Origin of the sequence: Austwickia sp. TVS 96-490-7B, assembly GCF_019331795.1 — a bacterium.
Classification (GTDB): Bacteria; Actinomycetota; Actinomycetes; order Actinomycetales; family Dermatophilaceae; genus Austwickia.
In genome coordinates this window covers 295,467-310,219 of record NZ_JAHPZL010000008.1, presented here as the reverse complement: position 1 = coordinate 310,219, position 14,753 = coordinate 295,467, and the positions used below count along the sequence as shown (strand labels likewise).

At 63.7% G+C, this 14,753-nt stretch carries 13 protein-coding genes and 1 tRNA gene; 13 read left to right on the top strand and 1 reads right to left on the bottom strand.

Going from position 1 to position 14,753, the window contains the following annotated elements; all coding sequences use genetic code 11:
- Positions 1–28: 28 nt before the first annotated feature.
- Complete coding sequence (locus KEM60_RS12000; protein ID WP_219107848.1) at positions 29–1,972, top strand: collagenase; 1,944 nt, start codon at positions 29–31, stop codon at positions 1,970–1,972.
- A gap of 3 nt (positions 1,973–1,975) precedes the next feature.
- On the opposite strand, the gene KEM60_RS11995 is transcribed toward KEM60_RS12000, so the two are convergent.
- Positions 1,976–2,680: a GntR family transcriptional regulator gene (locus KEM60_RS11995; protein WP_219107847.1), complete on the bottom strand. Its 705-nt coding sequence runs from the start codon at positions 2,678–2,680 to the stop codon at positions 1,976–1,978.
- A 145-nt stretch (positions 2,681–2,825) separates the two neighbouring features.
- Here KEM60_RS11995 and KEM60_RS11990 point away from each other — a divergent pair, with 145 nt between their 5' ends.
- The 12 genes from KEM60_RS11990 to KEM60_RS11935 all read left to right on the top strand — a co-directional run bounded on the left by KEM60_RS11990 (position 2,826) and on the right by KEM60_RS11935 (position 14,268).
- The gene (locus KEM60_RS11990; RefSeq protein ID WP_219107846.1) at positions 2,826–3,596 is read left to right on the top strand and encodes a 1-acyl-sn-glycerol-3-phosphate acyltransferase; all 771 of its coding nucleotides are present in this window, start codon (positions 2,826–2,828) and stop codon (positions 3,594–3,596) included.
- A gap of 69 nt (positions 3,597–3,665) precedes the next feature.
- Positions 3,666–5,777, top strand: coding sequence for an ATP-dependent DNA helicase RecQ (locus KEM60_RS11985; protein ID WP_219107845.1), 2,112 nt, complete (start codon positions 3,666–3,668; stop codon positions 5,775–5,777).
- Positions 5,778–5,869: 92 nt separating this feature from the next.
- Complete coding sequence (locus tag KEM60_RS11980; RefSeq protein ID WP_219107844.1) at positions 5,870–6,112, top strand: FeoA family protein; 243 nt, start codon at positions 5,870–5,872, stop codon at positions 6,110–6,112.
- Positions 6,109–8,094, top strand: coding sequence for a ferrous iron transport protein B (gene feoB, locus KEM60_RS11975; RefSeq protein WP_219107843.1), 1,986 nt, complete (start codon positions 6,109–6,111; stop codon positions 8,092–8,094). Before KEM60_RS11980 ends, feoB begins: the two co-directional genes overlap by 4 nt.
- A gap of 408 nt (positions 8,095–8,502) precedes the next feature.
- On the top strand, positions 8,503–8,760 hold the full coding sequence (locus KEM60_RS11970; RefSeq protein ID WP_219107842.1) for a DUF3263 domain-containing protein: 258 nt from the start codon (positions 8,503–8,505) through the stop codon (positions 8,758–8,760).
- Between the two features lie 60 nt (positions 8,761–8,820).
- A complete protein-coding gene (locus KEM60_RS11965) occupies positions 8,821–9,048 on the top strand; it encodes a hypothetical protein (protein WP_219107841.1) in 228 nt (75 codons plus the stop codon).
- Between the two features lie 31 nt (positions 9,049–9,079).
- Positions 9,080–11,089: an ATP-binding protein gene (locus KEM60_RS11960; RefSeq protein WP_219107840.1), complete on the top strand. Its 2,010-nt coding sequence runs from the start codon at positions 9,080–9,082 to the stop codon at positions 11,087–11,089.
- Positions 11,086–13,092 carry an ATP-binding protein gene (locus tag KEM60_RS11955; RefSeq protein ID WP_219107839.1) on the top strand — a complete coding sequence of 669 codons (2,007 nt, stop codon included), beginning with the start codon at positions 11,086–11,088 and terminating at the stop codon, positions 13,090–13,092. The genes KEM60_RS11960 and KEM60_RS11955 overlap by 4 nt, the downstream gene beginning before the upstream one ends.
- A gap of 104 nt (positions 13,093–13,196) precedes the next feature.
- Positions 13,197–13,284: transfer RNA gene (locus tag KEM60_RS11950), tRNA-Leu, on the top strand.
- 192 nt (positions 13,285–13,476) lie between these two features.
- Positions 13,477–13,755 (top strand): hypothetical protein, encoded by a 279-nt coding sequence (locus KEM60_RS11945; RefSeq protein ID WP_219107838.1) that lies wholly within the window; start codon positions 13,477–13,479, stop codon positions 13,753–13,755.
- Positions 13,752–14,078, top strand: a complete 327-nt coding sequence (locus tag KEM60_RS11940) for a type II toxin-antitoxin system PemK/MazF family toxin (RefSeq protein WP_219107837.1) — start codon at positions 13,752–13,754, stop codon at positions 14,076–14,078. Before KEM60_RS11945 ends, KEM60_RS11940 begins: the two co-directional genes overlap by 4 nt.
- 37 nt (positions 14,079–14,115) lie before the next feature.
- Complete coding sequence (locus tag KEM60_RS11935) at positions 14,116–14,268, top strand: hypothetical protein (protein ID WP_219107836.1); 153 nt, start codon at positions 14,116–14,118, stop codon at positions 14,266–14,268.
- The last annotated feature ends 485 nt before the right edge of the window (positions 14,269–14,753 follow it).

Below are 14,753 nucleotides of genomic sequence, written 5' to 3'. Positions count from 1 at the left end.
GGCAATTCCTGCCACCCCAGGAGGCACTGTGTCCGTCGTACCCACCACCACCCGACGCCTCACCGCAGGTGCACTGTCCCTCGCCGTACTCCTGCCCGCCCTGACCACTCTCACCGCCCCTTCTACGCACGCCGCCCCTCACCCCACCGCGCGAGATCACACCGTCGACAGCCACGGACCCCACTCACTGGTTTTCCGCGAACCTGACCTCAGGCAATCCCACGCAGCTCGAGACCTTCCCCCCAAACAAAGCCCCGACCTGCTCCGCCGTGCCCACGACCGACAAACCCCGACACCGAAGGCCGCGCCACCACACCTCCGAGACAACACACCCGGATGCCGCGCTGAGGACTTCGCCGCCCGACGAGGCACTGAACTGGCCGCTTTCGTCGCCACCTCCGAGACGACCTGCGTCAACACCCTGTTCTCCCTCACCGGGAACCTCGCCAAAGCCACCTTCGCCGAAGCCAACATGACGGCGCTCGCCCAGGACCTCACACGCCGTTCCGCCCGATATGACGGCACCGACAGCACCGGCGTAATGCGACAGATCCTCTTCCTCCGCGCCGGATATTTCGTGAACTACTACCGACCCGCCGACACTGGCCCCTACGGCACGACCCTGACCGCCGCCACCCGAGGCGCCCTTGATGCATTTTTTGCCTCGCCGCATGCTTTCGATGCCACCGCTGCTGCCGGTGATGTCCTAGAAGAAGCCGTCACCCTGATCGACAGCTCCTCACAGAACACCCGATATCTGTGGGTCGTTAAGAAACTCCTCTCCGGATACGGGCCAGCGCAAGCTGCCCACCGCTCGCAGAAAGCGGCCACCAACAAGGCCTACACCGTGCTCTTCCGTGGGCATCAGGTGCCAGGATTCCCAGAAGCTGTCGCGGCCGACCCTTCTGTGCTGAAACTCTTGAAGGAATTCGCGCTGACTCACGTGAACCTCCTAGCCACAGATGATGCTTATCTGACGACTAACGCCGGCACGGAACTAGCCCGCTTCCTCAACGACGCTCCTGTCAAAGCCATCGCAAAAACCTACGTCGTAGAGCTGTTGAAAGCCACCAACATCACGGGGCCAGGAGCTGGATTATGGGTGAGCGCCGCAGCCATGGTTCAGGACGCTGACCCTGATGCCTGCGCTGACTACGGCACGTGCAACCTCACCACTCGCCTCACCGCGGTGACCTTGCCAGTCCAGCATCGGTGCGATGCCCATCGCACCATCCGCGCTCAAGCCATGAATGCCCGACAACTCGCCGACACCTGCGCCTCGCTGATTCGTCAGGATAGTTATGTTCAAGGCATCTTCGGGACCAATACCCCGGTGCGCAATGATCACAATGAATCGCTGGAAGTGGTCGTCTTCGACAGTCCCGCCGACTATAGCCGATACGCCACGGCCCTTTACGGCATCAGCACCGATAATGGTGGGATGTATCTCGAAGGAGACCCCGCCGATCCGAAGAACCAGGCCAGGTTTGTTGCTTACCGCTCAGAGAAGAGCACCGATTTTGCTATCTGGAATCTCAACCACGAATACACCCACTACCTCGACGGTCGATACACAATGTATGGCAGTTTCGAGGAGAACATGAAAACACCCACCATCTGGTGGATTGAAGGCATAGCCGAATATGTCTCCTACCATTACCGCGGCCTGACCTACGACGCAGCCGTCCAGGCAGCAGCGGCCCGGACCTACCGGCTGAGCACTTTGTTCGACACCACCTACGATCACGACCAGACCCGCATCTACCGGTGGGGTTACCTCGCGGTGCGGTTCATGGTGGAGCAACATCGCGCCGAGATGGAGACCGTGTGGAGCTTCTACCGCACCGGTGACTGGGCTGCCGCCCGCTCTTACCTCAAAGACAGCATCGGCACTGCGTACGACGACGAGTTCAACGACTGGCTTGACGCCTGCGCCAAGGGCGGATGCGTCGTTAGCGCCGCTCGGCACTGACGCTCACTGTCCGGGGACGGCCACTCCCAACCGTCGGTCATCGGCGGACTCGCCACGCACATCCCGTAGGTGCTTACGCATCGCGGATTCGGTGGCGGCGCCGTCCCCGGACAGCACCACGTCCAGGAGTTCCTCATGCTCGCGGGCCTGACGCAACAACTGCCCGTCCTGTGCCATGGCAGCTAATCCCAGCAACCGGCTTCGGGCCCGCAGCCGGCGTACGACGTCGACCAGCGCGTCATTACCGGCCTCGGCGAGCAAACCGAGATGGAAACGGGTATCCGCCTCGACGTACGCGACCAGGTCGTCCCGACCGGCGGCCTCCACGATGCGCCGAGCCACGGGACGTAACGCCTCGATACGACGTACTCGACCAGCGTCGAGAGTGAGACTGAGCGTCACCACCGTCGGGATCTCCAACAAAGCCCGAGTCGCCACGAGATCGTCCAACTGGTGGGGAGTGGGCTCACACACCCGAAAGCCCTTATTGCGCACCGACACGACCAGCCCGTCCGAAGCGAGGTCCAGCATGGCTTCACGCACCGGGGTCGCCGACACGCCTAGCCCCTCGGCTAAGGAGGGCACCGAGTAGACCAGCCCAGGTTGGAGTCGTCCGGAAACCAGCGCGGCCTCCAGAGCTTGCCGGGCGGCGTCACGCAGGTTTTCGCCGGGGGACAGTCGAGGCAGGGCCGGTGCATGCTCACTCATCACCAGCAGTATCCGGGGGGCTTGGCGAGGATGACGGCACATCGGCCGAACCGGGCTGTTCGGGGCGCCCAACGGGCGCCAGAGACCCGGTCGTCGCCGTGGGACCGATGTCCATCGCTGGCGTGGCCTGCATTACGGTGAGCCCATGGAACCGGTCTATGACTCAGTCGTCGCTCTCACCCGCGCCGTCTTCGCAGCCCAGGGTCTGCGTTTCCGGATCACCGGGGCTCATCACGTGCCGCGGGAAGGGGCCGCAGTGATGGTCATCAATCACACCGGTTACATGGACTTCACGTACGCCGGGTTTGCGGCGGAACGCGCCGGACGGCTGGTCCGATTCATGTGCAAAGACTCGATCTTTCACCACCGGGTGGCAGGGCCGCTGATGCGTGGCATGAAGCACATCCCGGTGGACCGTGAAGCTGGCGCAGCGTCGTTCAAGACTGCATTGAAAGCGCTGCGTAGCGGCGAGATCGTGGGGGTGTTCCCTGAAGCGACGATCAGCCGCAGCTTCGAACTTAAAGAGTTCAAATCTGGTGCGGTGCGCATGGCCCAAGCGTCTGGCGCCCCGCTCCTGCCTGTGGTGATCTGGGGGAGCCAGCGGGTTTGGACGAAGGGCAAGCCGAAGCGGATGGGGCGGACCGGGACGCCGATCGCGGTGCGAGTTGGTGAGCCGATTCCGGTCCCCAAGAATGCTGATCCGGCGGAGATCAACGCCGAGCTGAAACGCCGGATGGCGGAAATGTTGGAGATCGAACAGCGGGAATATCCGACGTTGACCGGAGCAGATCTGCAATTCCTCCCGGCCCGACTGGGGGGGACGGCGCCGTCGCTGGAGGAAGCCACCGCTCTGGATGAGCAGGAGGCGCATGAACGCCGCCTCGCTAAGGGATTGGCCGCTGCCCCACAGGAGTGATGGTTTTTCCGGCCACGCCGGTATGGCGCCGACTCGTCGCTGTCGGTCTCGACATCTAGGGTGAGGCTCATGTCCTCCGCTGAGCTGTCCCCGCAGGACGAAGCGATCGCAACTCGTGTCATCACTACGCTCGCTGGCCCACACGCTCAGCTTCGAGAAGACCAACAAGAGGCTGTCGCAGCTCTAGTGCGTCCTGCTGCCCGGGTGGTGGTCGTTCAAGCGACCGGGTGGGGTAAGTCTGCGGTGTATTGGGTGGCGACCGCGATCCTGCGGAGCCGGGGCAGCGGCCCCACTCTCGTGGTGTCACCGTTGTTGTCGTTGATGCGAGATCAGGTCGGCGCGGCAGAACGCGCCGGGCTGCGATCGGCAACGATCAACTCGGCAAACCGGGACGACTGGGATGCGGTGTGGTCGAGTTTGTCCGCCGATCAGGTCGATGTGCTGTTGGTCTCTCCCGAACGGTTGGCCGATCCGGGTTTTGGCGCGCAGATGTTGTCCCTGCTGGCAGGACGTCTGGGAATGGTGGTCATCGACGAAGCGCACGCGGTGTCCGACTGGGGCCACGATTTCCGACCGGACTATCGGCGGGTCGCGCAGGTGTTGGGCCGGCTCAATCCGCAGACGCCTGTGTTGGCGACGACAGCCACCGCGAATGCCCGGGTGAGCGCCGATGTTGCTGCCCAACTTGGCAATTCGACGTTGGTGCAGCGCGGTCCGCTGGCGCGCACCAGTTTAGAGCTGGTGGTAGTGCCCGGCTTGGATCCGCTGGGCCGTCTGGCCTGGCTGGTGCAGCATCTCCCGTTGTTGCCGGGGTCAGGGATCATCTATGTCCTCACCAAGGAGGAGGCAGATCGGGCAGTGTCGGTGGTCCGCGACGCTCACGGTGATCGCTACCCCGTCGCGGCGTACACCGGTGCTTTGGAGAGTGCGGAGCGGGTCCGGTTGGAAGAAGACTTGCGGGCTAACAAGTTGACCGCGTTGGTTGCGACGTCGGCATTGGGGATGGGATACGACAAACCGGACTTGGGATTTGTCGTCCATCTGGGATCACCGCCGTCACCGGTGTCGTATTACCAGCAGGTGGGCAGAGCCGGTCGCGCCATCGATCATGCGGTGGTGGCTTTGCTGCCCGCGGATGGCGATGAAGCAATCTGGGAGTATTTCGCGACCGCCACCATCCCGGTGCCGGAGCAGGTGGAGCGTCTCCTGAAGGCGATGCCGGGGCCCCGCGATTCGCCGGTGGGGGTCGTCCGGTTGGAAGCGGAAAGCGGTCTGCGTCGCAGCAAGGTTGACCTGTTGTTGCGCCAGTTGGCGGTGGAGGACGTGGTCGTACGACGGCCGGAGGGCTGGCAGAGCACCGGCCGTCGCTGGGTGTACGACGCGGACCATTACACACAATTAGCTCAGGTACGACGCGGCGAGGCGCAGATCATGCGCCGATATGTGAGGGGCGAATCCTGTCTGATGGCGTTGTTGCAGGACAGTCTGGATGACCGGTCGGCTCAGCCGTGCGGGCGCTGTTCGGTGTGTCGAGGAGGGTTGCCCGCTGGGTGGTCCGGGAGTGCCGAGGCGCCGACGGTGAGCCGGGTCCGTCAGGTGCTGCGTTCTCGGGTGCATCGCTGGGAGCCGCGCAAGATGTGGCCAGGTGGGAGTTGTGGACGCCGGGGGCGGATTCCCGAGCGTAGTGCCGTGGTTGAGGGGCGAGTGCTGATCCACGCCGATGCGCCGGAGTGGACCGTGGTGCTTCGGGAGTGCCGGGTCGCAGCTGCGACTGCGGCCGCGGTCCCGGAGGAATTGTTAGCGGCAGCTGTGACGGCGTTGTCACAGTGGCGCCATGAGTGGCCAGCGAGGCCTGGGCTAGTGGTGGCTTTAGACACGGGGCGTCTTCCCGGTGTGGCGGCGGGGGTGGCCGAGCATCTAGGGCAGGTGGGTCGTCTTCCGGTGATGTCATGGCAGTGGGGCGGGGGAGTGGCTCCAGTGCAGGCAACGTCGGCGGTGTCGGCGTCATGGTGGAGTGATCGGCTTGGCGTGGACACCGTCCCGAAGATGGCGCCCGGTGAGGTGGTCCTCTTGGTCGTCGATGCGAGCGCGACAGGGTGGTCGGTGACGATGGCTGGGGCGGCATTGCGGGCGGCGGGGGCGGCGGTGGTGCTGCCGTTAGTGATTCACCGTCAGGTGTGAATGCCGCTGCAGCTCATGAGAAATCGTGCTGACATGGGTTTGCGCACCACGTTACTTAGGTAACGCTAACCTTTGGTCGTAGGATAGAAAGCATGAATCGGACTCCCGCCTCCTCCGCTCCGCTCGGGGCGCCACACACGCTGACATCTGTGGGAGGAGACGACCGATCTCGACAGCGGCTCGCCGAACTAGGGCTCCGCCCCGGCGCGAACGTCACCGTGCTGCGCCGTACAGCCGGCCAAGGACGCATCCTCGCCGTCGCAGGATCGCGGGTGGCGGTCGACGCCGCGACCGCGAACACCCTCATGCTGCACATTGAGAAGGACCAGGCATGACCACCCAGACCGACGAGACCTCCACCACTCGGCCGGACCGCCAGCCACCGTGCTGCGCCGACGGATCCGGGACCAGCGCCGGACCTGACAACCCCGTCATCGCCCTCGTCGGTGCCCCCAATGTCGGCAAATCCACCCTCTTCAACACCCTCACCGGAGCTCGGCGTACGGTCGGCAACTGGCCTGGCACCACCGTCGAAGTCGGCTCCGGGATCTGGCCCACCCGACATGGCCTCAGCCGTGCTGCGACCGTCCTTGACCTACCCGGCGCCTACAGCCTTGACCCGCTGTCCCCGGACGAAGCCCTGACCCGAGCCTTGCTGCTCGACGCCCCCGCAGCAGGACGACCGGACCTGGTAGTGGTGACCGCTGACGCGGCTCACCTCGCCCGCAGCCTCCACATCGTCGCCCAACTCCGAGAGCATCCCTACCGCGTGGTGGTGGCTCTCACCATGAGTGATGTCGCCCGACGCCGAGGAATCACTCACGACATCCCCACCCTCGCCGAGGCCCTGGGCTGCCCCGTCATCTCCGTCGACCCGCGGCAACGCCAAGGCCAGCATGACCTGGCCGCTGCCGTCGAGACGGCCTTGGCCGCTGCGGTCCCAGCGCCACGTACCGTCAACCTGCCCGACCGCGACGATCACCCCGTCGACCCTCTCGACCGGGATGACGAACGCTTCACCTGGATCACCACCGCAGTCACCCGCGCCACCCAGCACGACGGCGCTGATCGCCAGTCCCACTCCGACCGCATCGACGCCGTCGTCACCCACCCGGTGGCCGGTCCGATCATTTTCCTGGTCACCATGTGGGTCGTCTTTCAGATCACCACTACGGTCGCCAAACCCCTCCAAGACGCCCTTGGCTCCTTTTTCTCCGGTCCGGTCAGTGATGGCGCGCGCGCCCTGCTTACCTTTGCCGGGCTCCAAGACACCCCCGTCAAAGGTCTTGTCATCGACGGACTGATCGCCGGGGTCGGCATGTTGCTCACTTTCGTTCCCCTGATGGCGTTGATGTTCCTCCTCCTCGCGCTTCTAGAGGATTCCGGATACATGGCTCGCGCCGCTGTCGTCACTGATCGCCTGATGCGGCGACTCGGCCTCCCTGGTCGTGCCTTCCTGCCGCTTGTCGTTGGCTTCGGCTGCAATGTCCCCGCGATCAGTGCCACCCGCATCCTCGGCCAGGCCCGGCAGCGGCTACTCGTCGCACTCCTCGTTCCTTTTACTTCCTGTAGCGCTCGCCTCACCGTCTACGTGATGCTCGCTGGGATCTTCTTCCCCGATCACGCTGGCAACGTCGTGTTCGCCATGTATCTCCTCTCCATCCTGCTGGTCGTCCTCACCGGCCTCGCCTTGCGCGCCACTCTGTGGCGCACCATGGGCTCCGAACCACTCATCCTCGACCTGCCGCCCTACCAACGTCCCACCGCCCGACTCTCCCTGGCAGTGACCTGGACTCGGCTACGCGGATTCCTCCACACCGCAGGCGGCATCATCGTCGCCACCGTCGTCGTGGTCTGGGCCCTGCAATCCACCCCCGTCCACAGCGGCAGTTTCGGTGATGTCCCCACCCAAGACAGTGCTTACGGCGTCGCCGCGCACACCATCGCCCCCGTCTTCGCCCCCGCCGGTTTCGGCCAATGGCAAACTGCGAGTGCGTTAGTGGTGGGCTTCGTCGCGAAGGAGGCTGTCATTTCGTCCTGGGCGCAGACGTACGCCGTTGATGACCCTGAGGACAGTGGCGCTGAAGCCCTCGCCGGGCACATCCAGCAGGCGTTTGACCAGTCCTCTGGGGGGCATCCGCTTCCAGCGGTCTTGGCGTTCCTCGTCTTCCTGCTGGCTTATACCCCCTGTGTCGCCACGCTCGCCGCGCAGCGTCGGGAGATCGGGGCTCGCTGGACTCTGTTTGGTGTGGGGGTGCAGTTGGTTGTCGCCTGGACACTCGCGGTCGTGATCTTCCAGATCGGCCGGTTCTTCTGATGAGTCGCGCCGCGGCTGGCCCGCTCCGTGAGGTACTCACCGCTGTCCAGGAGGGCGCGAGCACCCTCCTGGAAATCAGCGCCCGCACCGGGTGCGACCAGGACACGGTCGCTGCAGCCATCGACTTACTTACTCGGCATGGGCATCTCCGGCTGGGCCCGTCGCCGCGTAGCTGCGTGACCACCGGATGCTCCGGTTGTCCCTCTGCCTCCCCTCAGGGGTGCGGGACCGGGCATCAGTACCCCACCGGTCCGATCCCAGTGACTCTCATGAGCAGGTCACCTTCGCCAGAGAGCCCAGTTAGTCACCCCTGAGGGCTCCCTTGCATCCCCTGGCTGTGACCCCGGATACCGCTGCGCCTCAGTCGAGGCGCAGCGGTGCCGATGAGGTCCGCGAAGGAGGTGGCAGATGCGTCGACGTCGTTCCACCGGTCTGTCGAACCGGGACCGCAGCGTGATCGATCTCGAACGGGAATGGGGTCAGTCACCGGACGTGCTGCATTTCAAATATGAAGCTGCACACCGTGACTTGGGTCTCAGCCCGACCGGGTACGCACTCGTCCTCAATGGACTGATCGCCGATCCCGCCGCCTTCGAATACGACCCGGTGACCATCGGACGCCTCCGCGACGTTCAGCGAACCCGGCGTACACCCGGACTCGGCTGACTCGCCGACCCGTCACCCACCGGCCAGCCGGCGATCCCACCCTGCCCACAGGAGCCACACATGAGCATGATGCAGGTCCGTCTCATCACCATCGACGGCACAGAATGGTTGACCCGTCCCTTTGACGGCGATCCTAATGATCACCTCCAGCGCCTCATCCACGACGAGCACATCGACAGTTACGAAATCGTCGTGACCGGGACCTCCCAGCGCACCTTCGCCGAACCGGCCACGGTCAGCTTCACCCGCGACCACATCGTGGCCCTCTGGGTCGAAGCTGTCGGCTGACCCGCCCCCACCGGGCGGGGAACCCCTCGCGATGCCATCTCCATCCGACACCTCTGATGGCGACGTCGCTCCGGCGTACGTCGTCCTCACCAGCCGTGGGATCACCGTGTCCCATGTGCTGTGGTCCTTCGTTGCTGGAGCACTCGGTTTCATCACTGTCAACCCGGCACGTGGCATTCCCGACGTCTGGATCCTCCACGTCGTTTTGATCCTTGCACTCGCCCTGGCTAGTCAGCCAGGGCGTGACGGGCGACGAAGCCCCTCGGCCCTCGTTGCTGTCCTCATCTGTATGGCTGGCTTCACCGTGGGCGCGCTCCTCGCTGGCGCCGCTCCTACTGAGATCCTGCGAACCGCGATCGTCAACCTTGTTTCCGCGGTGACGACCGTCCAGCTCTATCACCATGGGCACTCGCCTCGGTCGTGGATTCCACGCACGCCTGGTGAAGCGATCATTCTGTTGGTCTGCTTGGTCGTGGGGTCTGTGCCATTTGTGTTTTTGGCGGCTTTCCCCGATTCTGGCTTGGGTGGCGCCGCGACCATGGCGCAAACTCAATACGCCATCGCCCGATATCTCGCAGCTGTCTGCATTGGCGCACACTGCATCATCCCGTTGTATTTTCGTCCCGCAGAAGAGCACCTCCACGCTGCCCGCCGGGGGCGACTTCCGTTATTTATCGCGGTATATGCATCATGCATTCTCATCCCTAACCTCTTCCCGCACTACCCGCTGACCTGGCTTTTCATCGCACCAGCCGTGTGGGCTGGAGTGACTTTACCGCTACGCACCGCCAGCGTCGCCCTTTTTCTTGCCAGCGTCATCGCGATCCTCACCCCCTATCCCCGGTATGCGCCGCCGCCGTACCCTTTCCTGCCCGCGCCGCAAGCCATGCTCGACTGGTCTTTCGCATTTGGTACCCACCTGATGCTGTTGTTGGTGATTTTTCGAGAGCAACAGCTCCGCCTCACCGTACAAATGGAAACCCTCGCCGCCACCAGGCGCTCCGAGCACGAATTGATGAACGCCGTCGTGGAGTCCATGAGTGATGGGTTACTCCTGGTCGACTCCACCGGGACCGTGCTCATGCACAACGCTGCCGCTGAATCCCTCGCTCACCGCGGCCTGCCCACTCGCATCGACCCCGAAGAAATCGATGTTTTCGGAATCCAAGCCGCCGACACCCGTCGCATCGTCGACGCCGTGGAGATCTCCCGCATGCTCACCCCCGCGCGCGGTGAAGAACGACACCTGGACGTCCTCCTGCCACGACCGGATGGCGATGCCCGACTGTCAGTGTCTAGCTCCTCAGTGACCACGCATCGCGACGTGATGACCCTGCTCACGTTCAAGGACATCAGCGAAGCCTGGATCCGACAGCAAGAACTCGAATCTTTCGCCGGGACCGTCGCTCACGACCTCAAAGGGCCTCTCGCCGCTCTATCCGGTTGGATGGAAGCCGCCGAAGACGAACTCGCCGCTGACGACCTCGACACCGGACGGATGGCCCTCGGGCGCGCTCGCGACGCCATCGAACGCATGCGCGCCCTCATCGACGACTATCTCGCCTTCGCCGTCAGCCGCGGCGGGACCATCCGACCCGTTGACCTCGCTCTCGCTGACATCGTCGCCGAGATCGTCGCGGTCTCCCCGGACACTGTCACCTTCGACCTCAACCTCCCTCACCATGTGCACGCCGACCCGTCCCTGATCCGCCAACTCATGGCCAACCTGATCGGCAACGGCATCAAATTCACTCGCCCCGGTATCCCAGCCCACCTGCACATCAGCAGCGACCACCACAACGGGCAGATCACCGTCACCGTCGCCGACGAAGGCCGAGGACTGCACCCTGGCGACGAGGCACGCATCTTCGGCCGACTCACCCGAGGGCAGCAAGGCCCCGACCAGGTCAGCGGGACTGGCCTGGGACTGGCCTTATGCGAAGCGATCGTCACCCGACACGGCGGGACCATTGGGGCGTTCAACAACGACTGGGGCGGGGCGACCTTCACGTTCACTCTGCCCGCGGCAGGCGACCCGTGACCGCCCCCACCTCCCACGACATCCCAGACCGCCAGCTGTGGCTCGGCCTGGACGGCGCCGCCATGATGATCATCCTCGCTGTCCCGCTGATCATGATCGGACACCTCACCCATCACCCCGGAGAACGCATCGCCGCAACCTGGCCCGGACCGGCCCTGTTCTTGGGAGTGGCCTCGCTGTGCTGGAGCCCACAAGGCCTGCGCCGTCGGCAGATGACCCACGTGATCGCCGCGCTCGCAGGGGTCTGTGTGCTGATCGGATTGGCCTGTGGCGCCGGAGTGGTCATGGTGGTGCGCACCACGGTCGTGGATGCTGCGGCAGCGATGGGGTTGCTCGCGTTTTACCGACAGTTCAGTACGGCGTCGGGATGGTTCCCCGAGGAGCGACGCGATGTGGTGTTACTGAGCCTCGGAACATGCGGCACCACGGCCGTCACAGTACTGGCGGGTGGCGCCCCAGACACGGTCTGGGATGGCTCATTGGTGTCGCTGTGTTGGTGGACGGTGCGCATCCACGTAGCGCTGGTCTTCGGTTCGTTCACAATTTTCGCGTTGTGGCACGGTCCTCGGCCGGTGCACAGCCGGATCGCACTGCCAGGAGCGTTACCAGCATTGGCCGTCGCGGGGGGTGCCCTACTTGCAGCGCCCTACCTGGTGAGATATCCCCTCGACTGGTGCGTCTTCCTTCCAGCGGTGTGGATCGGGTTGACGTTGACACCGCGGTGGGCGTGCCTAGCCTTGGATTCGATGGCCGTGGCGGTGCGGCTGTTGGCCGTGTCGCCATGGTCAGTGATCGACACCACCGGGAACTTTCCAGCAACCCTGCTGATGGACCTGTTGTTATGTGTAGCAGCGACGCTGTCATTGATGATCGTGGTATTTCGGGAAAAAGTCGCCCGATTGTCCGCTGCGGTCCGGGACGCGGGGCTCGAAGAACAAGATCGAGTGGAGTTGCTGCAGTCAGTGATTCGGTCGATGACTGACGGGGTGCTATTGACCACAGAGTCCGGCCGGTTAGCCATGGCCAATCCGGCCGCCCGGTCCGTGCTGGGCGCCGGAAATCGAGGTTCACTGTCAGAGGACGACTGGGTGGCTTGCCGCGGCGTACGGACACTGGACGGGACGCTGCTCAGCGACGAGCAGCTACGTGACCTGCTTTTTCGGCAAGAGCGAGATGTGGAACGGGTGACAATCGCGCTGCGTGATCCAGCCTCAGCGGAAGACCGATACTTCAGCGTGACGGTGCGCAGGTTGGCCCACCGACGCGACGAATTGAACTTGGTGCTACTCACCGACACCACCCACGAACACACCCGGCGGCGCCAGCTGGAATCATTCGCGGGGACGGTCGCTCACGACCTAAAAAACCCGCTGACCGCATTGTCATTGTGGGTCGAAGAAGCCGAACTAGAAATAGAAGCTGACCCCAAGGCGGGAGCGCGAGCGTTGGAGCGGGCGCACAGCTCGGGGGAACGGATGCGGCACATCATCGACGACTACCTCGCCTACACCGTCACCAGGGAGGGGGTGTTGCGGCCGTCGTCGGTGCCATTGGCACAGGTGGTCACGGAACTCATCGCGGTGTACGGCGACGGACCGGACGGCCCGATATTCACCGTGGAAGGTACGGCGATCGCCCATGCCGACCCAGCACTAGTGCAGCAGGTGCTCTCGAATCTGCTGGGAAACGCCGTGAAATATGCCCATCCGGACCGTGCGCTCGCGGTGACGGTGCGTCTCGGCGTCGACGATGATCCCGGATGGGTGCGGGTTGTCGTGGCAGATAACGGCATCGGCTTGGCGGGTGTGGATACCGAATCGATCTTCGAGCCGTTCGCTCGGGCCGCATCGGGTGCGTCAGCACACCAAGGTGTCGGGTTGGGTCTAGCGTTGTGTCGGGTTGTCGTGCAGCGTCACGGTGGTGTCATCCGGGCGTACCCCAACGCGGCGGGGGGCGCGACGATCGAGTTCACGTTGCCGCGAGCGCTGGCCCTGTCAGCCTGACCCTGGGAGCGCTCCTTGCCTGGACGTTTTCGCTGCGGAACGTCCTGCATGCTAAGGTTTCGTGCTGTTGCAGGCCACTGAAAAGGCCCGCACATATGACACCTGTCCGGGTGGCGGAATGGCAGACGCGCTAGCTTGAGGTGCTAGTGCCCTTTATCGGGCGTGGGGGTTCAAGTCCCCCTCCGGACACCAACACAACGAGGCTCCTGACTAGAAACTCTATGGTCAGGAGCCTTGTTGCATTTCAGGGCATTGAATCAAGCTGCGGGTCTTACGGTCTTGAAGTGGGACCCCTGTCACCCTTTTCCGCAGCGCACCTGTCGCTGCGGAGACGCCCCTCTGTAGGTTTGCTTGATCGACCAATCATGCATCACGATATGCAGCATGAAATTGATGCGTCATGGTGAGACGGTCATCCGGAAGAGCCTGCCGCTGATCGAGCAGGATCTGCACGATATCGAGATAGTCCGTAGGTCCCCGGAGTTCGAGGGGTGCACTGAGGCGGTGGTGCTCAACCACCTGGTGCGGGTCGGCATAGACGCCGTGAAGGACCTGCAGATGGAACAGGGGTACGGCGTGATGGCTGCCCAGCGCGACGAGGATCGTGCCCAGCGCCAGGCGACCGTTCGCCGCCGGCGTCCGAGCTGGGCCGACGAGCGTTGATCTGGCCCCTCCAGCGTGGCCGCATCTATGTAGCCACGCTGGGCAGCCTTGAGGAGAAGTTCTACCTCGTGGTGTCGAACAACCAGCGCAATCGCTTTCTGGATTCTGTGCTCGCAGTTCGCTTGACGACCTCGTCCAAGCCCCCGTTGCCGAGCATCGTGGAGATCGATCCCACACGTGACCGCGGCTTCGAGGGTCGGATCGTGTGCGATGACATCGTCGAGATCTTCGAGGATGAAGTCGCCCGTGACCTCGGTGCGCTTTCTCCTGAGACCATGCGGAAAGTGGACATCGGCCTGCGGGCCGCACTGGGGATACGGTGATCACTTGTACAGCCCAGCTGGTGTCACCGGATGACCTGTGACCGGTCGCCAGCACTCCTTGATCTCAACATCAATGTGGAGCTGGACCTACGACGTCATTGGTGAAGCCGAATGTTGCCATGCGGGCCTCCTCGGCGGTTATGGCTCAGTGCGCATGATCGACCGCGGCGAAGCTCTGGTGGTGGAGTAGCTAAGGTAGGCAGGCGCGCAGACCCACCGCCCTAAAGACGTATATGCCGATTCCGGCGCCGATGTAGCCCTTGTCGGTCAGAGTGGGCAGCCTGGTTGTAGCAGCGGCGCGTCTGGGGCAGGACCTGGTGCAGGTTGGGGTCATGAATAGCCCGACACGCAGGCCACGTTTTCGTGGGCCTGGGCAAGGCGGCACGGTAGGTGATCACGTGGGATCTTGATTCTGTTGGGGTTTCTTGGTCGAAATCGAACCAGGCTTCAGTGCCTCACTTCTTTCACGTCACAACGCCGTTCCCGCTGGTCACGGCACCGCAAAGATTCCAGCGGCTTTCTCCTGGTGGGCACACCCGCGTCAATTCAGCGATCGAGACCAGTTCCGACACGCGACGCTTTGTCCCCAACTTCTTTAATCCACATGAGACTCATCAAGTATTATTCGCGAGGGATTTCCCTCTTGTGGGAAACCACAAAGCTTGCAGGTCGCAG